Genomic DNA, 24,009 nt, shown 5'->3' with positions numbered 1-24,009 from the left:
TGAGACCAAGAGAAGGTAAATAAAACAACCCTAGATTGTCAATATTAACCCTTTTGACGCATTACAACCCGTTCTCTCTTGCGGCGAACCGTTGGCCAGAACGAGAGCAAGACGCACAGTATCGACAGAGACAGGGGAATAGCGCGTCCATACCGGGAGAATATTGTTGGTGAGAGGGGTGACGGAATATCACTCACAATCACATCTGCCCGTCCCCACCCCAGACGAACCGTTTCACGTCCAACAGCATCAAAAATCGCTGAAATGCCCGTGTTGTTCGCAAAGACAACCGGAAGACCTTCTTCCACCGCCCGCAGACGACCCGTAGCAAGATGCTGGCGTGGACCAGCACTGTTACCGAACCAGGCATCATTGGAAATGGTGACCAGCCAGTCAGGCCGGTCATGCCGCACAACGACAGAGCCCGAGAAAATGATCTCGTAGCAAACCATTGGGCCAACACGGCCAATATCAGGCAGATCCCATGTCTTGAGCCCCGGGCCCGGAGTCAAAACCCCTGGAAGCACGTTGAAGGGAATAATCCAGGGCTGGTACTCTCCGAATGGCACCAGGCGGCTCTTGTCATAGATGGATGTGATCTTGCCATCCTGATCCACCAGTTCGAGGCTGTTGTACCAGTGGCCATTTTCCTCACGATCTGACCCGATCATTGCCGAAGCGCCACCGGCTGCATGGGCGATGACCTGTCGCGCCAGTGCATCCTCGTCGAGAAGGCCCGGAAAGCCGGATTCTGGCCAGATGACAACCACGGGCCGGTCATCGCCCATCAATCTGGCCTTCTGCGTTCCCTGAGCCGTCAGGCGGAGATAGCGCCGAAAATTTTCGACGCTCTGCTGGCGGTTGATAATTTCATTTTCCGAGACATTCCCCTGAACCAGAACCGCACGCGGATTACTGATCGGCAACGGGGTCACTGTGGCAAGCCGCCAGTAGCCGCCACCGAGCCACAGCACGCTGCACACGAGCACGCTTAAAACAGCAACACGCCCACGGAAAAGCGCCAGAGATGCCAGGACCAGTGCAAGGGTCAGACCATCGACCCCAAGAATGGACGCGGGCTGGATCAGCGCATTGCCGATCGAACCCGGCAATTCCAGATCGCTGCCAAGCGGGTTCCAGGGGAAGCCTGAAAAAATCAGGACGCGCGCCATATCAACGACTGTCCAGCTGCCGGCGAACATCAGAATACGGCGCCATCCCGCTGGCACAAGACGACAGAGAACCGCCGGAACAGCCATCAGCGGGGCAATAATGAGCGCAACACCCGGAGCCGCGAACGGGATGACCCACCAGAACTGATGGATACGAGTCAGAATGGCATTGGTCAGCCAATACAGGCCTGCCGTGTGAAATCCCATTCCAAACAGGAAGCCGCAAAGAGCAGCCTGCTTCCAGGATGCCGCATCCTCAGAGGCGCGATAGAGGACCAGCAGCCCGAGAGGGAGCACAAAAAGCGCACAGACCGGCGGAAGAGACAGGGCAGAAAACGCCCCTGCCAGCACCATCAGGCCGGCAAGTCGCCAGCCACGCACAGGGAGCGTCGAAATCATGAAGATGATTATCCGTTAGAAAAAACGGTCGGGCCACAGAGGCCCGAGCCGGAAATCAGTCCAGAGCGTCCCGAAGGCGGCGCTCGTAATGGCGGTAATATTTGTCCGCCAGAAGCTCACTCTTTACCAGAACGGCTACGTCCGTCGTGTTGAACTGCTCGTCCACGACAGCGCCGTCTCCAACATATCCCCCAAGGCGGAGATATCCTTTGATGAGAGGCGGCAGCTTGTTCAGGCAGGCCCGGTAATCAAGCGTATGCGGGTCCGTACGCAGCATTTCCACATAACGATCTGGGAGCGCCCGAATTCTGAGAGCCGGAGGAGCCAGATGATTATGATGCAGATAGGTCAGTTGATCGGAGAGCGCATCAGGATCTGTGCCCGGAAGGCTTCCGCAACCGAACAGCACGTCGATGCGATGAAGAAAGATATAGGATGCAATGCCACGCCAGAGCAGCTGCATTGCAGAACGCCCACGATGTTCGCGAGCCACACAGGACCGCCCAACCTCAAGCAAACGCCCTGGAAATTCTGTCAGGGTCGAAATATCGTATTCAGAAGCCGTATAAAAACGGCCAATCTTCTCGGCAGCATCGGAACGTAGAAGGCGATAGGTTCCGACAACGCCTTCTGCACCAGAAGAAATGCTGTGATCGATGACGAGTAGATGGTCGGCAACTTCATCAAACTCGTCCACATCCCGCTTTGTACGGAATGCGCGTTCGTCCGGGTGTGCGCCAAGTTCTTCAAAAAAGACACGATACCGCAGGGCCTGAGCCGCATCCCGCTCAGCCTCGGTAACAGCAATGCGAACACCCAGAGAACCGCCCCGAAGCTCCTGGAAACCGCCGTCACGGTTCAGAGCCAGCGTGGAGAGGGTCTCCATCTGCTTGAGTGTTTCTTCACTACTGATGAGCGAATGGGCTGTCGGTGAGGTTTTTTCCTCGGCCGGATTGGTGCTCATGATCCGCTCTTGTTCCTGTTCTTGGCAACAGTCTGCTTCGGAGTTTCTTTTTCAAGACGATGACCGAAGAGTTCTATGCGGTGTGAGACGAGATCGAATCCGAGACGTTTTGCAATCTGCGTAAGCAGACGGACAGGTTCGTCATCTTCAAATTCGATGACACGACCACTGTCCACATCAATCAGATGATAGTGATGGCCACTGTCGCTGGCCTCATACCGGGCACGCCCACCGCCGAAATCACGGCGTTCGAGAATCCCTTTTTCTTCCAGAAGACGCACGGTCCGATAAACCGTGGCAACGGAAATGCGGCTGTCTATGGCGGATGCGCGCCGATAAAGCTCTTCTACGTCCGGATGGTCGCTGGCTTCAGACAGAACATGGGCAATGACCCGACGCTGTCCTGTCATCTTCAAACCATTTTCCACGCAGAGGCGTGCAATGGGAGAATCATCGACAACGACGGAACCTTCTGGCTTCCGACCTTGCGTGCGAGCGCGTCTGTCCGCGATTTTCATATCTACGACCATATCAGCGGCCTAGCCGAAAACCGGACCATTTGTCCAATCAGAGATGCAAATAAAAGAACCGGCTTCCTGCGGATGAAGATCAGGAAGCCGGGAAACATCCTCAGTCTTCGCGACGACGGCCGAGGCCGATCTTGCGTGCCAGGGAGGAACGATGGCTTGCGTAGTTCGGAGCAACCATCGGGTATTCCGGCGGCAGACCCCAACGCTCACGGTATTCCTGCGGCGTCATGTTGTAGGCTGTCTTGAGGTGACGACGAAGCAGCTTCAGCTTCTTCCCGTCTTCGAGACAGATGATGTAGTCAGGGAATACTGATTTGCGGGGCGGAACTGCTGGCACCGGCTTCTCAGCGGGAACCTCTTCCTGCACATCAACCGTTGCAAGCGAATCATGTACCGCACGAATAAGACCCGGCAGCGCGTCGGCTCCGATGTCATGGCTGGATACGTAGGCGGTAACGATCTGGGCGGTCAGATGGCGCAGATCGAGGTCTGCAGTCTCATGCGGCATAGTGTAATAGTCCTTCATCCGGAAACGACGAATTCTCTATCAGTAGAAGCTCATTACCATCAAGCAAAAACAAGGAAAAACCAGAATATGACAAAATATGAAACATTTCTTCTTGATGTAAGCAGCAAGATTTGTCCGATGACGACTGTATATGTCCGCGCGCGCCTCGACATCATGACTTCTGGTCAAAAAATAAAAGTGATCGTTAAAGGCGATGAACCCAGAAAAAATGTAACCGCATCGGTACTAGCACTTGGGCATAAAATAATAGAAAATTTACCACATCAGGAAGACACTGATCTTTACTGCCTACTCATTCTGAAGGCGTAGAGACCAGAACCAGAGCATCGCTTCCATCACGATAATAGCGGCGGCGATGGCCGGCCTTTATGAAACCGCACCGATCATAAAGTTTTTTTGCTGCATTGTTACTTATTGATACTTCCAGAAATATTTTTCCTTTTGGAAGTATTTGCTCAACCAGAGATTTTCCCAGACCAAGACGCCGGAATGACGGTCGAACAGCCAATGTCAGGACCTCTGTTTCATCCATGACGGTTCTGGTCAGGATAAAGCCCGCAGGCTCATTTCCTTTAAGAACAACCAGAGCTTCTGTGCCGGGAAGACCAAGAAGGGATGTAAAGGAGTCCGCGTCCCACACTTCTCCTCCTGCAAACGCTTCTTCATGAAGCGCCGCCAGTAACGGAGCGCTTTCCACGCCCGTGACTTGAAATATTAAATCCGGAAAAGACGGTGTCATTGAGGGAGAGGGCGAAGTCCGGCAGCGGGCGGTTTGGCTTCGGGCGGGTCAACATACAGAGGCATCAGTGGCCCCGAAGCCTGCGTCTCGGCGGCCCGGACAATACCGAGAGCATCCGGAGCGACACAGGCCACAACACGACAAGGCCACGTCTCACGCTCAGACACTGCGTCGCCGGCAATAACCTCAAATGTAGACGCGTCGAGATCGTCAGCAGAAACTGCGAAAACCTCGCCCGCCGGTGGGTCCACAAAATACCGACCGCGTCTGGCAACACTGATGCAGGTTACATCAGGCTGACCGAGCGTAGCCCGAATGGCAGCACCCAGAGTGACACCAATCGTCGGGCACCCCCATCCTGCGGCCAGACCTGCGGCAAGAGAGAGTGATGCTCTTAAGCCGGTGAAAGACCCTGGACCGATTACAGCGACAACCCTGTCAGGCGTACCAGACCGACCACCAGCTTCGAGAACAGTCCGTAGCGCAGGAGCAAAGTGCTCGGAAGCACCCCTCCCCGCCAAATGCTGTTCAGCAACGATACGACCGTCTTCGACGAGCGCTACAAGATTGGTCGATCCCGTTCCGGCACCTGCGCCGTTAAAAACAACGGTCTTCACAGGCACAGACACGCCTCGCCAAAGTCGAGACGTGGCGCACGGGGTTCTGCATGGTCCGGATGAGACTCATTTTCAGCAGGGTAACCAAGTCCCACCAGAAAATTCGCCCGCCAGCCCGAGGCTGTCAGCAGCGCGTCTTCCACCATGAACGCATCGAACCCGGACATCGGCATGGCGGCCAGTCCGAGCATCCGTGCCGCCAGAATAAGATAACCGCCTTCCAGCGTACCGTTCCGGAAAGCCGTCTCTTCCGAAAGCCCGACATCCGCCGCAAACCAGTCCCGCAGGCCTTCATCTGCGCCAAGACGCGGCAAAGCCTCGAAGAACAGAGGATCATGGCAGACAACGGCCAGAACTGGTGCCGCCATGGCCCGAGCGACATTTCCCGGTGAAAGGGCCGGCCGCAGGCGTTCTTTAGCGTCCTGCGTTGTCAGAAACACAAAGCGTCCCGGAGAGCAGTTGCCCGACGTGGGGCCAAGCTTCACCAGATCGTAAAGGTGACGCAAAACATCTTCCCCGACCGGACGCGGTGAAAACGCACGCGGTGTTCGGGCCTGCGTGAAAAGCACTTCGGCTCCCGGCACGGGACCGGAAGCCAGATCGTCAGTCACGGGAAGAGACGTCTGGCCATCCATGGATCAGTCCTCGACCTGCTCGACGGACTGCACTTCCGGCACGTAATGACGGAGCATGTTTTCAACACCATGCTTAAGCGTCGCGCGGGAAGACGGGCAACCGGAACAGGCGCCCTGCATTGTGAGGTACACAATCCCGTCCCGATAACCACGGAACGCGATGTCACCACCGTCTCCAGCAACAGCGGGACGAACACGTGTGTCCAGCAGATCGCGGATACGCGTCACGACATCTGCATCTTCCGGCGCAATATCATATTTCAGCGCTTCGTCATCACCGGCCAGAACAGGCTTTCCGCTCTCGAAAAACGTCGTCAGAGCGCTGAGGACAACAGGCTTGAGATCGCCCCAGCTGACGTCCTGCGCTTTGGTTATGGACACGAAGTCACTTCCCAGAAAGACGCGCTTGACGTCCGGCAGGGCAAAGAGGGCTTCAGCAAGCTCGGAGCGGCCTTCGGCAGCAGAAGCTTCGCCAAAATCAACCGTGCGCGTGTCATTCGTGACCGGTCGACCCGGAAGGAACTTCAGCGTGGCGGGATTCGGAGTATCTTCGGTTTCAATGAACATCGTCATCATGTCCTCAATGGCCAGTCCGCACCTGACATGTGCCACTTCAGCCGCTGGCGCAAGGGTCTGGACCAACGTAGTCCCACTTCTTGCCCGTCAGCTCTGAGGACGGGCACCAATCGAAGGCTTGCGCGCTGGCGGCAACACAATCGTCGCACACAGACCTCCATAGCCCTTTTCAGCGTCTCCCCGCCCAAGCTTGAGATACCCCCCTTCTCGGGCAATCTCGCGGGTTACGATGGCCAGGCCGAGCCCAATCCCACCCGTCTGGCGAGAGCGCGATCCTTCGAGCCGATAGAAAGGCGCCAGAACCCGCTCGTATTCGCTCTCAGGAATGCCAGGGCCGTTGTCCTGAATGGAAATTTCTATGGCGCCGTCTTCCTGAACCCTCAGCGTTGCGAGGGCATTTCCCCCGTAGTTCAGGGCGTTTTCAATCAGGTTGGACAGAACGCGTTTGATAGCCAAAGGGCGGACATGAACCAGAGCACGGTCCGGTCCCTCATAACGAGCGTCCTTGCCGTGATCCGCATGGTCATCAACCAGAGTCGCAAGGGTGGCGACAATATTGATGGTGCGAGGTTTTTCCGGATCATCTGCGCCTGCGAGGTAGGCAAGAATACCGTTGACCATCCCCTCCATCTCATCGAGGTCCGACTCGATGGCGGCCTGCGCTTCTCCATCATTGAGAAATCCGCACCGGAGCCTCAAACGCGTCAGAGGCGTGCGGAGATCGTGTGAAACAGCAGCCAGAGCCTGCGTTCGGTCGTTGATCAGGCTCTGGATACGGCGCTGCATGGCATTGATGGCCCGTGCAACCCCGCGAACCTCACGCGGGCCACGCTCTGCAAGCGGAACCCAGGTTTCGTTCGAGCCGATCTTGTCCGCCACAGAAGCAAGAGCCCGCAGGGGCATGCTCAGCCCGCGAATCAGCATGGTTGCAGCGATCGCAACAGCACCTGCCGCAATCGCTGCGGAAGCTAGTCCCCGCGTAAAATGGTGGTGCCCCAGAAGACCGGGAACACGGAAATGAATGTATGTGCCATCAGGAAGGCGCTCGGACCCGAGCACATCCGGTGTGCCTGTTCCCAGTGTGTAAAGATCGAGTTGGGCCTGCGCGAGGATGGGATCATCCTTGATCAAGCGTGCCGTGAGATCCCTCAGAACAGTGGGGCGATATCCCGGTAGGTGCGGCAGAGCCGTTGAGGGCTGCCAGGCAACACTCAGTTCACTTCCTGACAGCATGACTGCCAGGAAGGAGCGCTGCGTCACAGGCGCAGCAGCGAGAACCCTCAGATCTGTACTGAGGGCCTCTCCGAGCTGCGCAATGCGCACATCATCCACAATGTAGGTTTCAGCCTCACCGTAAAAAACGGCGTTGGCCAGAAAGACCAGCGTGACCGCTACGGTCAGGACGACGCAAACGCGACCGACCAGCCCCAGCGGCCACAGCAGGATCCGATTCTGAATATTCAGACCCGTTCAACCTCGGCCACGAAAATATATCCCAGCCCACGGACTGTACGAATCAGCTGGTCCGCATCGGAACCAAGCTTGCGACGCAGGCGGCTGACCAGAACATCGATGCTGCGGTCAGACACATCGCCCAGACGGGTCCGTGACAGTTCCAGCAGACGATCACGTGCAATAACGCGCTGCGGATTGTCGAGGAAGCTGGTCAGAAGGTCGTGTTCTGCGCCTGAAATATCGACAGTCGCCCCACTCGGGTCTGTCAGTTCACGACGGCGCAGGTCCAGCATCCAGCCTGCGAATTGCAGTCTTTCACGCCGCACCTTCTCTGGTGCCGCACTTGGGCTGCCACGACGGAGCACTGCCCGAACGCGGGCCAGAAGCTCGCGCTGCCCGAAAGGCTTCGGCACATAGTCGTCCGCACCGGATTCGAGGCCGGTCACACGGTCGCGTTCTTCACCACGGGCAGACACCATGATGATGGGAACCTGCGAGGGGGGCGTTTCGTCAACATGACTGGCCCCCTGGCCATTGCGCAGGGCACGGCACAGCTCAATGCCATTCGTGCCTGGCAACATGATGTCAAGGATGATGAGATCAACCGGAGCCACTTCAAGAGCGGCCCACATCTCATCTCCACTTGCCACACCACGGGCGCGGAAACCGCCGCCCTGTAATGCGCGCAGAATGAGGGTCCGCATTCCTGCGTCATCTTCGACAACAAGGATACGGGCGGGAAGATCGGGATCGGAAAGATTTGGCACCATACTTTTCCATAATCGCAGCAGGGCAGATACCACAAGCAACAAATCTGGGCTGAAACTGTTCCCTTATCTTTAGCGCTCATGACGGAAAACATTTTCTGGCTTACAATACACGAAACGCAGGAACAGCCTATCTCGGTTCCTGCACTCGACCGGAGTCTCCCATGACAAGCGTTTCTCCCGGCGTCGTAACGGGCGCCGACTACCAAACTCTTCTTCAGGCGTGCAGGGACGGCGGATACGCCCTTCCAGCCATCAATGTCGTTGGCACCAACAGCGTCAACGCCGTTCTGGAAGCGGCCGCAGCCAACGGCTCGGACGTGATCATCCAGGTTTCAAACGGTGGCGCACGCTTCTTCGCAGGCGAGGGTCTTCCGGATGCCCATCGCGCCCGCGTTCTTGGCGCAGCATCGATGGCTCATCATGTCCATCTGCTGGCCAAAGAGTATGGAATCGCCGTCATCCTTCACACGGATCATGCTGATCGAAAGCTGATTCCCTGGCTGGAAGACCTGATTTCCCTAAGTGAAGCAGAGTTCAAAAATACAGGCCGCCCGCTTTTTTCATCCCACATGCTCGACCTTTCGGCCGAAACACTGGATGACAACCTGGCTCTTTCCGAGAAACTTCTGACGCGCCTCGCCCCGCTGGGCATGGGTCTGGAAATCGAGCTTGGCGTTACGGGCGGTGAAGAAGATGGCGTCGGCCATGATCTGGAAGAAGGTGCGGACAATGCGCATCTCTATACCCAGCCGGAAGACGTGCTGAGAGCCTGGGAACTGCTCTCGCCTATTGGCATGGTCTCCATCGCCGCGTCTTTCGGCAACGTTCATGGCGTCTACAAGCCAGGTAACGTCAAACTTCGACCAGAAATCCTGAAAAATTCTCAGGATGCCGTACAGAAAGCTACAGGAAGCGGGCCGAAGCCCCTCCCGCTGGTCTTCCACGGTGGATCAGGGTCAAGCCTGGAAGAAATCCGGGATGCCGTGTCCTACGGGACCTTCAAGATGAACCTGGATACGGACATCCAGTTCGCATTTGCTCATGGCGTCGGCTCCTATGTGAGCACGCACCCGGTCGCTTTCCAGCACCAGATTGATCCCGCCACGGACAAACCCATGAAGTCCTTCTACGACCCCCGCAAATGGCTGCGTGCGGGTGAGAAGTCTATCGCGGAGCGGATGAGCGAGGCCTTTGAAATCCTCGGCTCCAAAGGTCAGTCCATCGCTCGGAGCTGAAACAGCTCCCAGCGATAGCGCCGGGTCTCAGGGACCCGGCGTTGCCGAGGCAAGCTTCGTCTTGGTCACGTCCTGCGCTGCGGGGACAACCTCTTCCCAGCCTCCGCCAAGCGCATTGTAGAGACGCGCCAGATTGGTCGCGACAGTCGCATCACTGTCAGCAAGACTCATTTCAGCGGATTGCAGCTGACCCTGCGCGTTCAGCACGTTCAGATAGTTCGTCAGGCCACTGCGATACTGGCTCTGGGCCAACTGGAGCGCTTTGCGGTTGTCGTTTACAGCCCGCTCAAGCCCCTGATGACGGAGCTGCTCATCACGGTAAGCGATCAGCGCGTTATCAACATCATGCCACGCCTGAATGACCGTCTGCTGATAGGAAATTGCTGCAGCTTTCTGGGCATATTTCTTCAGCTCAAGCTGGCCGCGCAGACGCCCCCCCTGAAAAATCGGCAAGGAAATAGACGGACCAACGTTCCATGCCCGCGCATTCCAGAATCCGAGATCACGGAATGACAGGGTCTGGAATCCGAAGTCTGCATTGATGGTAATCTTCGGATAGAAATCGGCCGTGGCTTCACCCACTTCTGCCACAGAGGCACGCAGCTTGGCTTCAGCTTCCCGGATATCCGGACGGCGATGCGCCAGTTCAGATGGCAACCCGACAGGAACGACAGGCGGCACCACAGGGATACCTGCATCTTTGTTCAGTTCGGCATTCAGGCTACCAGGAGGCGCACCCAGCAACAGCGCGAGTGCATTTTCTTCCTGCGCCACACCCTGCTGAAGCTGAGCAGCCTGCGCTTCGGTGTCATGTTGGCGGGCCTGCGCGGAATCGACATCCACTTCCGTGACCAGACCGCTGCGATAGCGGCTCTGGGAAATATCCACGATCTGCTTCAGCGTTCCGAGATTGTCCTGAAGAACCTTCAGGCGCTTCTGGTCCCCGCGGAGCGTCATGTATCCACGCGCCATATCGGCCTGCTGGGCAATCAGGACCGAGCGGCGCTCTTCGTCCGTTGCCTGAAGGTCTGCTTTGGCAGCATCGTACTGGTGGGCCACGCGGCCCCAGAGATCGATTTCGTAGCTGGCATCAATCGATGTCTTCCACTGGTTCAGCAGAGGGATCGTGGCCCCACTAGCTGCACCACTGAGAATGCTACTGCCCTGATCTCCCAAAAGCCCGTTGTCGGACTTGGCAATATTGCCGCCCACACGCTGGATGATTTCCTGCATCTGCTTCGTGCTGAACTGACTGCGTGTATAGGAGCCGGATGCACTCAAGCCTGGGAAACGCTCGGCTCCAGCCATCATAAGCTGCGCACGGCTCTGCGCCAGATTAGCCGTCGCGAGGCGGAACGACAGGTTCTGCTGAACCAGACGGTCTTCCAGTGAGACCAGTTCCGGATCATTGAAGACCGTCCACCATTTGCTGGCAGCTTCAGCTTCGCTCGTCACACTATCAGGGGCACCTGCCATGTGATCGGCATAGTGTGCCGGAGACCAAGGATGAGGCTCATGATATTCCGGTCCGACCCGCAGGCAGCCGGAAAGAGCAACAAGGGCGCAGCCAGACAGCAGCGCGCGGGATAGAAAGGCTGCGCTCACAAAGAAACTCCTGAAACGGAAATGATCTTGCGGTGACCGACCAGTTCGGTCAGCATGTTGGAGATGGTATTTTTTCCGAAAAAGGACCTTGCCCACTCATGACCAGCACGCCGACTGACCGCCCCGAGAGTATGCCTGACGAGGCCAGCGCATCTCTGTGCCAGATGCGCGCCAAGCGCGAGCAGATTCTGCAGGGAGCGGAAAAGGTCTTTCTCGCAAGCGGTTATGAAGGCGCGTCCATGTCGCAGATTGCGCGGGAGGCCGGTGTTTCGAAGGGCACGCTCTACAATCACTTCGATGGTAAGGCGTCGCTCTTCTCCGCATTTTTCGAAGAACGCAGCAAAACCAAGCTGGCGGCCATTGAAGCTATTTCCCGGGAAGACGGTCAGGACATTCATACGAGTCTGCGCCGCCTGACGGAAACTGCCATCAAAATGATGCTCCACTCGACGTCCATGGACCTGTATCGCATCATCGTCGGCGAAGCCGGAAAATTCCCGAACCTTGCCGACGCCTTCTGGCGCTATGGCTTTGGACGAACCCTGTACAACCTTTCCGACTGGCTCCGCCGCCGCAGCGATGCGGGGGAACTCCAGATCGACGACCCGGATTTCGCTGCCGAGCAGTTGATGATCCTGTGTCAGGCCCGCATCGTGCATCGCCGCCGGCTCATGCTGCCCGTCGATGACAGCCCGGAAGCCATCAGCCGACTGGCCAACATTACGGCAGATTCCTTCATGAAGATCTACGGCCCGCATCATCAGTGACCCCCCGCCGGCTTCGCTTTCTTCGTGTTGTTCGGTGACAGAAGAAAGCAGAGCGGAACAACGAACATCGCGATGATGCCAATCCAGCGGAACACTTCGTTGTAGGCCAGCATCGAGATCTGGGACGTGAAGTCCATGAACAGACGATGGATTGCGAAAGTATGCGCAGCTGCGGGGGTCAGACCATGCGCTTCCCCAACGGTCTGCGCATGGTTGATATAGTTCGTGAACTCCTGCCGCCCCGGCGTCATATTATCGGCCACATAACCCTGGTGCCGCTGACGGGTCTCAATAATTGCCGCAGTTGCCAGCGAGATGGCCATCGACCCCACATAGTTTCGCGCCATACTGAACAGGGCTGATGCGTCCGAGTTCAGCTCACGTGGCAGCGTCGAATACGCGATCGTTGAAATCGGCACAAAGAGGAAAGCCAGAGACGCGGTCTGACTGATTCGATAAAACATCAGGTGTTTGAAATCGATTGCCGCGTACAGATGGGCAGCCTGGAACATCGCCATGCCCATACAGAAAAACCCGAAAGCAATCAGATACCTCAGTTGAATGACCTTCATGAGGCGGCCAACAATCGGTATCAGGCAAATTACCGCGACCCCACCTGGTGCAAGCAGCAGACCAGACGTGGTTGCCGTATAACCAAGCACCTGCTGCGCAAATTGCGGAACGATAATGGCAGACGCGTAGAGGGTCGCCCCAACCATGGAGATCAGGAACATGCCTGTTGCGAAGTTACGATCCTTCAGAACCGTCAGCTTCACCAGCGGGTCCTTGGCATAGCAGAGCCAGACGATCGCACCGAGCACACCGATCACGCCCAGAACAGCCATGGTGATGATGAAGTTCGAGCCGAACCAGTCATCATCTTCGCCACGGTCGACCATGACCTCAAGACAGCCCAGCCCCAGCGTAATGAGACTGATGCCGATCACATCCACCTTCTCACGCTTCTTCCGCTCCCATGGCGGATCCTCAACGAAAGCCGTTACGGCCATGACCGTCAGGATACCGAAGGGAACGTTGACGAAGAAAATCCAGCGCCAGGAGAAGTTGTCCGTCAGATAGCCACCCAGCATCGGACCGAGAACCGGGCCAACGATGGTTGCAATCGCGGTCATTCCAAAGGCTGCACCACGTTTTTCGGGCGGGAAGGTATCAAGGATGATGGACTGCTGACTGGGTTGCAGGCCACCACCGAAGAAGCCCTGCATCAGTCGGAAGACCACCAGCATGGGCAGAGATGTCGCCAGACCGCACAGGAAGGACGAGACGGTGAACATCGCAATACAGATGAGGAAGTAGCGCTTACGCCCGAACAGGCGTGAGAGCCAGCCGGAAATCGTCAGAACGATACCGTTTGCCACCAGATAGGACGTCAGCGCCCAGGTGGCATCGTCATAGGAACTGCCGAGCGATCCCGCGATATGCGGTAGCGCCACGTTGACGATGGTGGTGTCCAGCACCTCCATGAAGGCCGCCAGCGTGACCGTAATGGCCACAACCCACGGATTATGACTGGGTTTCCAGTCCTGATGCCCGGCAGTATCGCTCATTTCACATAGACCGTAGGAACGACGGAAAGACCAAGAGCGAGCGGCAGCTGCGGATCAAGACCACTGTCGATCAGGATCTTCACCGGAATACGCTGCACCGTTTTCACGAAGTTGCCTGTCGCATTTTCTGGCGGGAAGGTGCTGAAGGATTCACCCGAGCCAAGCTGAATGGAATCCACGTGGCCCTGCAGCTTAAGCTGTGGGTAAGCGTCAACTTCGATGTCCACTTTCTGACCCGGACGCATGTGGGTCAGCTGTGTTTCCTTGTAGTTGGCCACAACCCAGACTTCTGGCTGGACGATCGTGAACATCTGCTGGCCGGTCTGGACGAAGTTGCCACGCTCGACACTACGCTGGGACACCCAACCATCATGAGGGGCGCGAACCTGCGTCCATTCCATGTTGAGCTCAGCCTGTTCCAGGGATGCCTGGGCAGACTTCAGATTGGCTTCTTCCTGCGAGACGCGGGCATCCGCATTCGCGACATTGGCCTTCACCGGCTCGGCCTGCGTCAACTGACCCTGCGCCTGCATGACACGGGCTCTGGCTTCTTCAAGAGCTGCACGAGCGTAGTCAATGTCCTGCTGGGACGTTGCGGCACGTGAAACACTGCGCTGGCGCTTGTAATCTGCTTCAGCCTTCGTCAGCTGGGCCTGAGCGGCAGAAAGACTGCCCTGAGCCGTTACGAGCTGACCCGGGAAATTCTTGTGCGCCACTTCAACCATCAGCTGATAGGCCTGCATGTTGGCCTGTGCCTGCTGGATTGACGCCTGTGCCTTGTGCAGGGATGCCGCGTAGTCGCGGTCATCAATGGTCAGCAGAAGATCACCGCGATGCACATACTGGTTATCGTTCACCAGCAGCTGCGTCACATACCCATTCACGTGCGGCGCAATGGCGATCTTGCGACCGGCCGTATAGGCGTCGTCCGTCTCGATGTTATTGCGGGTCAGGAAGAGGTATGAACCAATCCCTACCAGCACCAGAACAACCAGACAGATCAAGAGCACCCGTACAAGGGGATTGCGCTTTTTCTGCGGTTTTCCGGACGCTCCGGACTGCTGTTCGGCCTGCGCTTGGTCGCCCTGCGCCATATCGTCTCTCTCGCTTTAAACGGGTCTGTCCGAAGTGACCGGCTGAATGAAATGGCCTCGTGAAAAGGCCGATTGACCGATCGGTTCGGTCATCCATGACATATTGTATGGCCGTCTTCAAGCCGGAAAAAACTGATGCGTTTCCTTTCAGGCCGGGAAGATTTTTCCTTGCGTGCGCTCATCCGTGAGACGAAATTTTCTTATCCTGAAAGGGTCTCCACGCAACGCCTGAGCAGAATGTTGCCCTTAAAGGGCGGTCTGCATCTTTCTCAGACCTTCAATCAGGCGCTGACGTTCCTGCTCGGCCTGCTCGGTTGGTCCCAGACGCAGAATCCATGATGGATGAGCGAGGCTCAGATGACGGTGTCCGCCTTGCGCGTCCTCACGCATCAGCCCCCGAAAGTCTTTCAGTTGAGCCATAGGCCCCGCAACTGCGCGCAATGATGTCGCTCCAAGCGTCACGACAAGCTGCGGCCGAACCAAGGCTATTTCCTGCTGCAGCCAGGGCTGACACGCCTGAACATGCTCAGCGCCAGGCGTCTGGTGAATGCGCCGTCTGCCTCGCGTGGTGAACCGGAAATGCTTTACAGCATTCGTCATGTAGAGGGCCCGGGGTTCAACGCCCGCCTCCGCCATACACTCCTTTAAAAGAGAGCCTGCGGGACCGACAAAAGGACGCCCAGCCAGATCTTCCTGATCGCCCGGCTGCTCACCGACCAGCATGATTTTTGCCGTCTCAGGCCCCTCCCCAAGGACGGCCTGCGTCGCATGACAGTGAAGCGAGCAGGCCTGACAGGTGCGAATTTGCTGCTTCAGATCTGCCCAACTGCCTGCTGTTGGCACTGCAGCCGGGACAGCTTTCTGGCGATTCTGCAAAGCCTGATGAAATTTAGGCGCGGGAAGAGCCTCCTGCGCTGCCATTTCAGCCACGCGTTTTTCCGCCTGAGCCACCAGATGGGGGATCAGGTTAGCCTCTGGCAGGTTATGCCAGTAACGCCGCGGCATTTCATTGCGCATCGCTTTCGTCCGGACACGGGCAGGATTGAAAGTCGAGGCGTAATAGGTCTGCCAGAGCTGATCCACGTCATCATCAAGCACCTGCTTTTCACAGGGCTCGAAAGAGCAATGTACCGTCTTGCCATCCCATCGCAGAGAGCCGCGCGGTGTCAGGATCATCCAGTCCATATCTGCGAAACGACCCGTGAAAAAAGAAGAGACTTTTTCCAGCACATGATGGTCCGGCTCAAACCAGGAAAGAAAACGCCGTCGACCCGTCTCAGACGTTCCCTGCTCCCGGAAGCGCACAAAAGCCGTCATTTTATGGGCCGCCCGGCGAACCTGATGCACCATGCGACGCGCCTGCGCCACATCCTGATCTGTCACCACCGACAACAGGTTCGGATCACTCTGAAGACGCCAGAGCAGCCGGTAAGCTAATGCGAACCGATCAGCACTGGAGTGGCAGAGAACATCTTTCAAAAGGGGCAGGCTCGACGCTTTGAGGCGAACATCCCGCACGACTTCGCCCTCAAACGTCTGATTTTCAGCGGCGTGAAACAGATCCAGATCGGCCTCAGGATAGCGCCAAAGGATCTGGTCTGGAGGAATGTCGCGCTGAAGCGCCATTCTGGCCTTTTCGCGCCAGCCTTCAAACGCGCTGGTATTCGCGAGCCTGACGGTAACCGGCATTTACAGAAGCCGCATCTGCTGTGGAGCCGGCAGGAAAAGAGTCCGCAAATCCTGACGATCCGTCAGACGCGCGGGACTCCATCCGGATGCTTTGACGAACGGCCGCACCTTTTTGATGGACACGTTCAGCCGCGCCAGGTCCTCCAGACGGATTGTCGTGTGCTTTCGCGCAGACAGCAGCGCAGCAACGGTCCGAACCCCAAGCCCGGGAACCCTTAGCAGCATTTCTTTGGAGGCAAGGTTCAGGTCCACAGGAAACTGCGCGCGGTTATCCAGAGCCCAGGCCAGCTTGGGATCAATCTCCAGATCCAGCATTCCATTGGGCCGTGATGCTGTCAGTTCGCCAAAATCAAAGCCATAGAACCGGAACAGCCAGTCCGCCTGATACAGCCGGTGCTCTCGCTGTAACGGTGGGCTACGCACAGGCAGGATCGCTGAAGCATCCGGAATGGGGCTGAAGGCTGAATAGTAAACGCGACGCAGACCATAAGACCCGTAAAGGCCTGAGCTACTGGCCAGAACATCCTGATCCGTTGCAGCATCTGCCCCGATGATCATTTGTGTGCTTTGGCCGCCCGGCGAAAAGCGCCCTGCACGCCTGCCTGTATGCGTCTTCTCTTTGGCTGCATCAATCTTGAGACGCATATCCCCCATCGCGCGGCGGATATTTCCGGCATCCTTCTCCGGCGCGTAATCCTTCAGGCCCGTTTCTGTCGGCATCTCGACGTTGATCGATAAGCGATCCGCATAAAGCCCAGCTTCTTCCAGCAATTTGGGAGACGCATCCGGGATCGTCTTGAGATGGATATATCCGCGGAAACCATGCTTGAGCCGCAGGTCCCGCGCGACCTGAACAAGCTGCTCCATCGTATGATCGGACGACCGGATAATCCCCGAAGACAGGAACAGCCCCTCAATGCAGTTCCGACGGTAGAACTCCAGCGTCAGCCAGATCACTTCATCAGGCGTGAACTTCGCCCGCTCAACATTCGAGGATGAACGGTTGATGCAATAGGCGCAGTCATAAACGCAGAAATTGGTCAGCAGGATCTTGAGCAGTGAAATACAACGCCCATCCGGCGTATAGGCATGACAGATCCCATTCCCGGTCGTGGAGCCCAGACCTCCTGTTTTGGCAGAGTCCCGGCGCGTCGATCCACTGGACGCGCAGGACGCATCATACTTTGCCGCATCGGACAGAATCGCAAGACGTTCAGACAGAGATTTCTTCATGCATTGTTCTTATTTCGTTCCTGTCTATAAAATGCAAGAACTGCTTAAAATTTACCGGTTGTTTGCCTGTTTCCTGTCAAACCCTGTCACCGTTTTTTAAAGATGAAGATTCAGGTTCCCTTAACCATTCGAGGCCTATCGTGAAGGAGCAAAACTGCACCGACGGAGAATGTCTCGATGTCCATGTCAATCAATACAAATACAGCCGCTATGTCGGCTCTTCAGGTCCTGAACCAGACGACGGACCAGCTGAGCAAGACGCAGAACGCCGTGTCCACGGGCAAGAGCGTCAGCTCAGCCTCTGACAGCCCGGCCATTTACGCCATTTCCCAGACAATGAATTCCCAGATTTCGGCCCTGTCCGGTGTCTCGACGGGTCTTCAGTTCGCAGGGCAGGTTCTCAGCACGGCCTCTTCACAGGCTGGGTCTATTTCGACCGTCCTGAGCAATATCTCCGAGACCGTGACGAACGCTGCCAATAACGGGGAAAATCAGGATACGCTGAACACCCAGCTGAGCAGCTACCTGTCCCAGGTTGATGTGGCAACTTCGAACTCGACCTTCCAGGGTGTGAACCTGCTGTCCGGCTCAACCAGCAGCAGCGTGAAGTACACGCAGATTTCTGCTGCTCAGGACATCAACGGAAACCTCTTCACGCTGAATGGCGCTGATGCCACCTCGACAGGTCTGGGCTTGCAGGGTCTGAGCACGGACATGAAGGGCGCAACCATTGATGCCACGGCCATGAGCATCACGGGCACAGGCGACAGCACCACAGCGACGAGCCTGACACTGAAGAACCTGTCTGCAGCGAGCGCCTCCAGTGCAACTGCTGCCAACCCGGCCATTACAACGTCTTTCGTAATGGATTCTCAGCCGGGTTCCTCAGCAAAGGGGGCATCCTCAGCAGTTGGATCGGCGATTTCCAATGCACTGACGACGGCAGCGACCGTAACTGTTGGGTCAAACGGCGCTCTGAGCATTGATGGCGCTACGTCGAAGAGTCAGTCCGACGGTACGACGGTCTATACGCTCAAAAACGGGGACTCCATTTCTGCCAAAGCTGACGCCAGTGGCAATATGGCCTACAGCGTCACAAAGGCTGCGGACCTTGATGCGAATGGCAATGCAAAAGCCATGACCAATATCGTGGACGTCAATATCAGCGGTGCACGCACGGATTCCGCGACGAACACGAAGGCCGATCAACTTTCCACGCTTGTCACAGCCATTGGAAATGCCGGATTTGGCGCAGAGCTGGAAAACGATGGTACGCTGACAGTCGCTGGCGGCAACCTGGATTCTTCCAGCGTCAACCTCTCCAACGGCAGCGCAGCAACGACGACCCTGTCAGTTCCGTCTTCTGCAGCATATGTTGACGGTCATACAGCGCTCACCGCTACCGACAGCACCGGAAACGTCACCAATTACGTAGCAAGTGCTGGCAGCCCTCTGTCTAGCAATGCAGCTTCAGCAATGACCGACAGCATCAACGCAATTCTTGGTGCAACGGATAGCGATCATAAGATCAGCATCGGCGCCGATGGCACCCTAAATTCTGCTACCACTGCAACGACGGGTTATACTGTCACTGGGTCTGCTGGTTCTTACACCGTTACAAACACAACGACGAACCAGACAACCAAATTCGATGCTGTCACATCAACAGATGGAACAGAAGCCAGCTACACAACCTCGCTGGCAACGGCCACGGGCCTGACAAACTCAAGCGGCAAGCTGACGGGCGTGGCTCAGGGCACAACGTTGACACTAGGTGATGGCATTGTGGGTGCCAGCATTCAGAAACCTGTCTCGATTGCCTCCACCACTGGCACGAATGTCGTACAGCTTGCCGTCACGGGCGCCATCAACAAGATGAGCCGTATTTCTTCCAGCATTGGCGTGGCTTCCAATACCGTTACACAGCTTCAGACGTCCAACAGCACGCTATCGGATGCTCTGACGACGGGCGTCGGCGCTCTGACGGATGCTGATCTTGCAGCGGAAAGCGCCAAACTGACGTCCCTGCAAACGAAGCAGCAGCTGGCCATTCAGTCGCTCTCGATTGCGAATTCGCAGTCTTCCAACATCATGTCGCTCTTCCGCGGTTGATGTCGGCGGGGCGCTGGTGAAAGCCAGCGCCCCTTCCTGAACTGTTCCAAAAGTTTCCCGTTTCCCGGGAGCCTTTTGAAACAGTCCTTTTGTAAAGGAGCATCATGTCCGTGACCTATGGCATGTCACAATACCAGAACCAGTCCGGCACCTATCTTCCACCGCGAGAAGTGGAAGCCATGGCGTTCAGACACGTTAATGGGCTGCTTTCGGCAGCAAAAACACGCTCAGATCGGCAGACCGCATTGTCTGCCAGTCTCAAACTCTGGGGCATTCTGATGCAGGGGGTCCAGCGGACGGACTGCCCTTTGGATGCAATTCTGCGCAAAGACCTGACGACCGTTGGAACCTGGTCCATGCGTTACGCCAATGTTGCGCTGAACTCGGATACATCCCTTCAGGCTCTCATTGATATCAACATGGACATGATTGAAGGTCTGTCAGCTTCTGCTGCTCCTTCCCCATATGCGGGGCCTGCGGCATCCAACGAAACTCGCGCAGCTATTCAAATGGTCGGGTAAAAACTACTTCTCCCACGCCTGTGGCAGGACATGGGAGTTTTTCCATTCCTGACACACATTGCATGTCAGGAATGGTGGCGCGTCATTTACGGTTATCGCTGCGGTCAATGTCCGGAATAACATGGTCCGGATCAAGCGTTACGGCCTTCACCGGGCCATGGGCTTCAAACGTGACCTTCAAATCGCTGGTCTGCCGCCAGGCTTCCGTCGGGATACGGCGGTCCAGCGTTGTTCCGTCCTGATATTCGACGCGCAGAACAACAGGAAGAGGCAGGGTGCCGTAGTTCAGAACCTGTACAGACACAGGGTCTGTTCCTTTCTGCTCCACAGTTCCAACAGCGTAATCAGGCGCGGCGTTAGAGAAATACCATCCGCGCCAGAACCATGAGAGATCCTCACCAGCTTCGCTGCTCATCAAGCGGAAAAAATCCGAGGGCGATGGGTGATGAAAAGCCCAGACGGCAATATAGCGACGGAAGGCAGCGTCAAAACGCACAGGCCCGAGAATCTGCTCTCGCAGAAGCTTCAGCCCGTAAGCTCCTTTGAAATAGACAACGCTATGGCGGTAAGTTTCGGAGACCTCGTCGGCTCCCGCCATCAGGTTTGGCGCTTTTGAATCCGTCAGGACAGGAACAATATCCTGCGCAGGATTACCAGTTTTTGGAGCAAATTCCGGGTCCCGCTTTGGCGCGAATTCCCCGTTGTGGAAATGATCTGACGCATACGCATCGATAAAGGTATTGAACCCTTCATCCATGAACGGATTACGCCGCTCATCAGAACCCACAATCATCGGGAACCAGTCATGACCCAACTCATGTGTCGTGATCCAGAAGAGCTCCGGGTCCCGGTCGCTCATGCCGTCAAACACGATACCCGGATATTCCATTCCGGCCCCGTGCCCGCCCAGATTGACGGCGTTTGGCCATGGATATTCGTACCACTGAGACGAAAAATACTCGATGGCATGTTTGACGTATTCCGTTGAGCGGTCCCATCCATGCGGGCCAATGCCTTCGCGGGGATAGACGGACATCGCCAGCCGCGGAACCGGACGATAATTGGCCCAGGGCGCAACAGGCGGCAGGTTGATACGAGCAGCATCCCACAGGAACGCTGGCGATGCCGTAAAGGCCACGTCGCGGCTATTGCGCATAACGTAATGCCAGGACACTTCCCCAGACTGCCTGAGATGGCTTTTGGGGTCTGTCACGTCATCAATGGTCCGGATCATGACGCGATTGTCGCTCTGGGCCGCCTGAGCCAGTCGCGCACGCTCGGTTGTCGTCAGGGTCTGCTCCGGATTCAGGAGTGCCCCGGACCCGACGACCGTGAAGTTCCACGGAACAGTGACGGTGTAATCGAAATTGCCATATTCCAGATAAAACTCCTGCCCGAGATAGGGCAGAGTGTTCCATCCCGCGCGATCATCATACACGCTCAGGCGCGGATACCATTGAGCAATCTCGTAAATTTCGCCTTCGCGAGACGGGGTGACAGCCGTACGACCTCCCCACTCTCCGGGGATTGTATAGTGCCACTCGATTTTAATGACTGCGACGCCATGAGCATCAAGGGCTCGGGGCAGTCGAAGCTGCATCCGGGTGTCGGTAATCAACGGTGTGACATCGACTTCATGGCCGCCCTGCACAATGGAAACACGCTCGATTTCCATGCCTGAGGTATGACCACCCGATGGGAATTTACCCCAGAACGAGGCCCGTGAATCTGGGCGATAGAGGTTCTGCTCAAGCTGAACCCACAGAACGTCCAGCGTTTCCGGGCTGTTGTTGCTGTATGTGACGGTTTCGGCCCCATGCAGGACATGCGCCTGCGTGTCGATGCGGGATCGAATGACGTAATCCGTTCGGTTCTGCCAGTATTGTGGTCCGGGCAGACCAGAGCCCGAACGATAAACGTTCGGGGCATCAGGCAGTGTCAGCGGAGCAAAAACCGGAGCCGGGTCAGAGAGGGTTTTGGCCGAAAGAGCGGCCGGAACCAGCGCGCCTCCCAGAAGGGGTAAGAGAAAAAGGCATACGCGCATCCGGGCTATGATCTCCGCTCGTTAGTTCCTACCCCGTTATAATATCACCTAGGCCGCCCAGATAAGATGCCAGATCAACTTTCAGAGGCATAAGATAGGCATTGTCGTTCTTTTCGCGCACTAGCGTCAGCATCTGGCGCGCAAGATGGACGTTCCCTTCAAGGGTATCGTCATAGTCTTTGGGGAACACCACATGGTTAACGCGCTCCCAGTATCGCCGGGACCGTTCGCCCAAGACGGGTGAGACGCCCCAGAACACCGTATCGTCCCGCAACCAGTCCATGGAGAGCTGGAGCATGTGCAGATCAAACAGCGGCTGAGTAAAGAAACCGCAAGCCCCGGCGTCTTTCTTCCGGGCGATATCTTCCAGCTCCCGCCAGGGAGCCCGGCGGTAAGGGTCAAATACCGCATAAACGTCCAGATGCGGCGCTTCCTTGCGATACCGCGCAATGATTTCCGCAGAAGTATTAGGATAGGAAACTCTATCACTACCCGCAGGCAGTGGATCGCCTGCCACCACAAGCACGGATTTCAATTCTGGACGATCTGCACCCGGAAGAGGTGCTCCCGGAGCGATATCGATTGCCCGAATATGCGGAATCACATCCATGCCTGACCGACGGTGAACCTGTGCAGCAGCATCGTCACTGCGCAGATCAAACCGGATCAGGTCCGGAATGTTCAAAAGACCGACCTGCGGAAGCACTTTCTGTACCACCGCCACATCATCAAACAGCGCGTCTTCCGAGCGGGGAACCAGTTCAACAGAAACACGCATCAGAGGGCTTCACCCTTGCTTTGCCCCTGTGTAACGCGCGCAGCCTGAAGCGTATTGTGCAGGAGGCAGGCAATGGTCATTGGGCCAACGCCACCCGGAACAGGCGTAATATGGCCTGCAATGGGGAGCGCTTCCTCAAAAGCAACATCTCCCACAAGTCGTGTCCGGCCTTCAGGCGTCGGGACGCGCGTAATACCAACGTCAATGACGGTAGCGCCCGGCTTGATCCAGTCTCCACGAACAAGGCCGTGCTTGCCGGTTGCCACAACCAGAATGTCTGCCTCACGTGCCAGTGCTCGTGTGTCCCGCGTATGGATATGCGCGACCGAGACCGTGCAGTTCTGCTTCAACAGAAGCTGCGCCATGGGCTTTCCAACCAGACTGGACGCCCCGATCACCACAGCATGCTTGCCCGTCATGTTCTTATGAACAGACTGTAGCAGCATAAGACATCCCAGCGGCGTGCAGGGGACGAGCCCGTCAATGCCCAGAGACAGGCGCCCGGCATTTACTTCACCCAACCCGTCGACATCCTTATGCGGCGCGATCGCATTCGTCACGACAACCGGATCAATCTGGGGCGGCAACGGAAGCTGGACGAGAATACCGTGAATCTGCGGGTTTGCGTTCAGCTGCGCGAGGAGCTCCAGCAGTTCTTCCTGCTTCGTGCTTTGCGGCAGCATGTGCATGAAGGAGCGCATGCCAGCACGGTGCGTCTGAATAGCTTTGTTCTTCACATAGACTTCAGATGCAGGATCGTTGCCGACCAGAACAACTGCCAGCCCCGGCACGGCATTGCCCTGCTCGATAAAGCTGGAAACTTCACGGCCGATACGGTCTGTCAGAGACCGGGCAATACCTTTGCCATCTATGAGTTTGCCGGCCAGTTCAGGGGGAAACGTGCTCATGGGCTCTCCGGATGGCAACAGGCTGCAGTTTCAGTTACGATTCAGGCGACAGCCCGCGTCGTGCGCAGG

Annotated in this window: 23 protein-coding genes; 5 read left to right on the top strand and 18 right to left on the bottom strand. The window is 56.7% G+C overall.

Translation table 11 applies throughout. The annotated features are described in order from the left end of the window. Positions 1-44: 44 nt before the first annotated feature. The 4 genes from lnt to M2305_RS07930 all read right to left on the bottom strand — a co-directional run bounded on the left by lnt (position 45) and on the right by M2305_RS07930 (position 3,573). The gene (lnt, locus tag M2305_RS07945) at positions 45-1,571 is read right to left on the bottom strand and encodes an apolipoprotein N-acyltransferase (protein WP_264649057.1); all 1,527 of its coding nucleotides are present in this window, start codon (positions 1,569-1,571) and stop codon (positions 45-47) included. A 55-nt stretch (positions 1,572-1,626) separates the two neighbouring features. After that, positions 1,627-2,457: a GNAT family N-acetyltransferase gene (locus tag M2305_RS07940; protein WP_174694812.1), complete on the bottom strand. Its 831-nt coding sequence runs from the start codon at positions 2,455-2,457 to the stop codon at positions 1,627-1,629. Between the two features lie 74 nt (positions 2,458-2,531). Further along, the gene (locus tag M2305_RS07935; RefSeq protein ID WP_052750032.1) at positions 2,532-3,065 is read right to left on the bottom strand and encodes a Fur family transcriptional regulator; all 534 of its coding nucleotides are present in this window, start codon (positions 3,063-3,065) and stop codon (positions 2,532-2,534) included. Positions 3,066-3,165: 100 nt separating this feature from the next. Further along, the gene (locus M2305_RS07930) at positions 3,166-3,573 is read right to left on the bottom strand and encodes a MucR family transcriptional regulator (RefSeq protein WP_046900664.1); all 408 of its coding nucleotides are present in this window, start codon (positions 3,571-3,573) and stop codon (positions 3,166-3,168) included. An 87-nt stretch (positions 3,574-3,660) separates the two neighbouring features. Between M2305_RS07930 and M2305_RS07925 the strand changes: the two genes are divergently transcribed. Then, on the top strand, positions 3,661-3,903 hold the full coding sequence (locus M2305_RS07925; protein WP_099211653.1) for a sulfurtransferase TusA family protein: 243 nt from the start codon (positions 3,661-3,663) through the stop codon (positions 3,901-3,903). Here M2305_RS07925 and M2305_RS07920 read toward each other — a convergent pair. The 6 genes from M2305_RS07920 to M2305_RS07895 form a co-directional block, all read right to left on the bottom strand. Next, a complete protein-coding gene (locus M2305_RS07920; protein WP_264649056.1) occupies positions 3,887-4,291 on the bottom strand; it encodes a GNAT family N-acetyltransferase in 405 nt (134 codons plus the stop codon). The genes M2305_RS07925 and M2305_RS07920 overlap by 17 nt on opposite strands. A gap of 38 nt (positions 4,292-4,329) precedes the next feature. Beyond that, positions 4,330-4,956 carry a tRNA (adenosine(37)-N6)-threonylcarbamoyltransferase complex dimerization subunit type 1 TsaB gene (gene tsaB, locus M2305_RS07915; protein WP_264649952.1) on the bottom strand — a complete coding sequence of 209 codons (627 nt, stop codon included), beginning with the start codon at positions 4,954-4,956 and terminating at the stop codon, positions 4,330-4,332. Next, positions 4,947-5,585, bottom strand: coding sequence for a malonic semialdehyde reductase (locus M2305_RS07910; RefSeq protein ID WP_264649055.1), 639 nt, complete (start codon positions 5,583-5,585; stop codon positions 4,947-4,949). Before M2305_RS07910 ends, tsaB begins: the two co-directional genes overlap by 10 nt. 3 nt (positions 5,586-5,588) lie before the next feature. Further along, positions 5,589-6,152 carry a NifU family protein gene (locus tag M2305_RS07905; RefSeq protein WP_264649951.1) on the bottom strand — a complete coding sequence of 188 codons (564 nt, stop codon included), beginning with the start codon at positions 6,150-6,152 and terminating at the stop codon, positions 5,589-5,591. A gap of 96 nt (positions 6,153-6,248) precedes the next feature. Further along, complete coding sequence (locus M2305_RS07900; protein WP_046900660.1) at positions 6,249-7,601, bottom strand: ATP-binding protein; 1,353 nt, start codon at positions 7,599-7,601, stop codon at positions 6,249-6,251. A gap of 20 nt (positions 7,602-7,621) precedes the next feature. Beyond that, positions 7,622-8,386: a response regulator gene (locus M2305_RS07895; protein WP_064274614.1), complete on the bottom strand. Its 765-nt coding sequence runs from the start codon at positions 8,384-8,386 to the stop codon at positions 7,622-7,624. 161 nt (positions 8,387-8,547) lie between these two features. Between M2305_RS07895 and fbaA the strand changes: the two genes are divergently transcribed. Next, entirely contained in the window at positions 8,548-9,621 is a 1,074-nt protein-coding gene (fbaA, locus tag M2305_RS07890; RefSeq protein ID WP_211500482.1) for a class II fructose-bisphosphate aldolase, read from the top strand. A 27-nt stretch (positions 9,622-9,648) separates the two neighbouring features. Here the strand turns inward: fbaA and M2305_RS07885 are convergent, their stop codons facing one another. Continuing rightward, positions 9,649-11,226: an efflux transporter outer membrane subunit gene (locus M2305_RS07885; protein WP_264649054.1), complete on the bottom strand. Its 1,578-nt coding sequence runs from the start codon at positions 11,224-11,226 to the stop codon at positions 9,649-9,651. 98 nt (positions 11,227-11,324) lie between these two features. On the opposite strand from M2305_RS07885, the gene M2305_RS07880 reads away from it, so the two are divergent. Continuing rightward, positions 11,325-11,993, top strand: coding sequence for a TetR/AcrR family transcriptional regulator (locus M2305_RS07880; RefSeq protein WP_264649053.1), 669 nt, complete (start codon positions 11,325-11,327; stop codon positions 11,991-11,993). On the opposite strand, the gene M2305_RS07875 is transcribed toward M2305_RS07880, so the two are convergent. The 4 genes from M2305_RS07875 to M2305_RS07860 all read right to left on the bottom strand — a co-directional run bounded on the left by M2305_RS07875 (position 11,987) and on the right by M2305_RS07860 (position 17,577). Next, complete coding sequence (locus M2305_RS07875; RefSeq protein ID WP_264649052.1) at positions 11,987-13,561, bottom strand: DHA2 family efflux MFS transporter permease subunit; 1,575 nt, start codon at positions 13,559-13,561, stop codon at positions 11,987-11,989. The genes M2305_RS07880 and M2305_RS07875 overlap by 7 nt on opposite strands. After that, positions 13,558-14,655 carry an HlyD family secretion protein gene (locus M2305_RS07870; RefSeq protein ID WP_046900655.1) on the bottom strand — a complete coding sequence of 366 codons (1,098 nt, stop codon included), beginning with the start codon at positions 14,653-14,655 and terminating at the stop codon, positions 13,558-13,560. Before M2305_RS07870 ends, M2305_RS07875 begins: the two co-directional genes overlap by 4 nt. Positions 14,656-14,901: 246 nt before the next feature. Further along, the gene (locus M2305_RS07865) at positions 14,902-16,344 is read right to left on the bottom strand and encodes a UdgX family uracil-DNA binding protein (RefSeq protein ID WP_264649051.1); all 1,443 of its coding nucleotides are present in this window, start codon (positions 16,342-16,344) and stop codon (positions 14,902-14,904) included. Continuing rightward, complete coding sequence (locus tag M2305_RS07860) at positions 16,345-17,577, bottom strand: putative DNA modification/repair radical SAM protein (protein WP_099211636.1); 1,233 nt, start codon at positions 17,575-17,577, stop codon at positions 16,345-16,347. Between the two features lie 183 nt (positions 17,578-17,760). On the opposite strand from M2305_RS07860, the gene M2305_RS07855 reads away from it, so the two are divergent. Next, positions 17,761-19,689, top strand: coding sequence for a flagellin N-terminal helical domain-containing protein (locus M2305_RS07855; protein ID WP_264649050.1), 1,929 nt, complete (start codon positions 17,761-17,763; stop codon positions 19,687-19,689). A gap of 104 nt (positions 19,690-19,793) precedes the next feature. Next, positions 19,794-20,210, top strand: a complete 417-nt coding sequence (locus M2305_RS07850) for a flagellar biosynthesis regulator FlaF (RefSeq protein ID WP_264649049.1) — start codon at positions 19,794-19,796, stop codon at positions 20,208-20,210. Between the two features lie 82 nt (positions 20,211-20,292). Here the strand turns inward: M2305_RS07850 and M2305_RS07845 are convergent, their stop codons facing one another. The 3 genes from M2305_RS07845 to folD are packed head-to-tail and all read right to left on the bottom strand — an operon-like array spanning position 20,293 to position 23,940. After that, positions 20,293-22,254, bottom strand: coding sequence for a M1 family metallopeptidase (locus M2305_RS07845; RefSeq protein WP_264649048.1), 1,962 nt, complete (start codon positions 22,252-22,254; stop codon positions 20,293-20,295). Positions 22,255-22,282: 28 nt separating this feature from the next. Beyond that, positions 22,283-23,032, bottom strand: coding sequence for a methylenetetrahydrofolate reductase (locus M2305_RS07840; protein WP_264649047.1), 750 nt, complete (start codon positions 23,030-23,032; stop codon positions 22,283-22,285). Beyond that, a complete protein-coding gene (folD, locus tag M2305_RS07835; protein ID WP_264649046.1) occupies positions 23,032-23,940 on the bottom strand; it encodes a bifunctional methylenetetrahydrofolate dehydrogenase/methenyltetrahydrofolate cyclohydrolase FolD in 909 nt (302 codons plus the stop codon). Before folD ends, M2305_RS07840 begins: the two co-directional genes overlap by 1 nt. Between the last annotated feature and the right edge of the window lie 69 nt (positions 23,941-24,009).

It is taken from the genome of Gluconobacter cerinus (genome assembly GCF_025961355.1).
Classification (GTDB): domain Bacteria; phylum Pseudomonadota; class Alphaproteobacteria; order Acetobacterales; family Acetobacteraceae; genus Gluconobacter; species Gluconobacter cerinus.
Note: the sequence above shows the minus strand (reverse complement) of the source record. Positions and strands in the feature narration are given on the sequence as shown.

Excerpts from the sequence above, each read along its gene's own strand:
- M2305_RS07860 (WP_099211636.1), bottom strand. The coding sequence starts at position 17,577 with ATGAAGAAATCTCTGTCTGAACGTCTTGCGATTCTGTCCGATGCGGCA.
- M2305_RS07935 (WP_052750032.1), bottom strand. The coding sequence starts at position 3,065 with ATGGTCGTAGATATGAAAATCGCGGACAGACGCGCTCGCACGCAAGGT.
- M2305_RS07905 (WP_264649951.1), bottom strand. The coding sequence starts at position 6,152 with ATGTTCATTGAAACCGAAGATACTCCGAATCCCGCCACGCTGAAGTTC.
- M2305_RS07845 (WP_264649048.1), bottom strand. The coding sequence starts at position 22,254 with ATGCGCGTATGCCTTTTTCTCTTACCCCTTCTGGGAGGCGCGCTGGTT.
- M2305_RS07895 (WP_064274614.1), bottom strand. The coding sequence starts at position 8,386 with ATGGTGCCAAATCTTTCCGATCCCGATCTTCCCGCCCGTATCCTTGTT.
- M2305_RS07840 (WP_264649047.1), bottom strand. The coding sequence starts at position 23,032 with ATGCGTGTTTCTGTTGAACTGGTTCCCCGCTCGGAAGACGCGCTGTTT.
- M2305_RS07870 (WP_046900655.1), bottom strand. The coding sequence starts at position 14,655 with ATGGCGCAGGGCGACCAAGCGCAGGCCGAACAGCAGTCCGGAGCGTCC.
- M2305_RS07930 (WP_046900664.1), bottom strand. The coding sequence starts at position 3,573 with ATGCCGCATGAGACTGCAGACCTCGATCTGCGCCATCTGACCGCCCAG.
- M2305_RS07910 (WP_264649055.1), bottom strand. The coding sequence starts at position 5,585 with ATGGATGGCCAGACGTCTCTTCCCGTGACTGACGATCTGGCTTCCGGT.
- lnt (WP_264649057.1), bottom strand. The coding sequence starts at position 1,571 with ATGATTTCGACGCTCCCTGTGCGTGGCTGGCGACTTGCCGGCCTGATG.
- M2305_RS07855 (WP_264649050.1), top strand. The coding sequence starts at position 17,761 with ATGTCAATCAATACAAATACAGCCGCTATGTCGGCTCTTCAGGTCCTG.
- M2305_RS07875 (WP_264649052.1), bottom strand. The coding sequence starts at position 13,561 with ATGAGCGATACTGCCGGGCATCAGGACTGGAAACCCAGTCATAATCCG.
- M2305_RS07850 (WP_264649049.1), top strand. The coding sequence starts at position 19,794 with ATGTCCGTGACCTATGGCATGTCACAATACCAGAACCAGTCCGGCACC.
- M2305_RS07940 (WP_174694812.1), bottom strand. The coding sequence starts at position 2,457 with ATGGAGACCCTCTCCACGCTGGCTCTGAACCGTGACGGCGGTTTCCAG.
- folD (WP_264649046.1), bottom strand. The coding sequence starts at position 23,940 with ATGAGCACGTTTCCCCCTGAACTGGCCGGCAAACTCATAGATGGCAAA.
- fbaA (WP_211500482.1), top strand. The coding sequence starts at position 8,548 with ATGACAAGCGTTTCTCCCGGCGTCGTAACGGGCGCCGACTACCAAACT.
- M2305_RS07865 (WP_264649051.1), bottom strand. The coding sequence starts at position 16,344 with ATGCCGGTTACCGTCAGGCTCGCGAATACCAGCGCGTTTGAAGGCTGG.
- M2305_RS07925 (WP_099211653.1), top strand. The coding sequence starts at position 3,661 with ATGACAAAATATGAAACATTTCTTCTTGATGTAAGCAGCAAGATTTGT.
- M2305_RS07880 (WP_264649053.1), top strand. The coding sequence starts at position 11,325 with ATGACCAGCACGCCGACTGACCGCCCCGAGAGTATGCCTGACGAGGCC.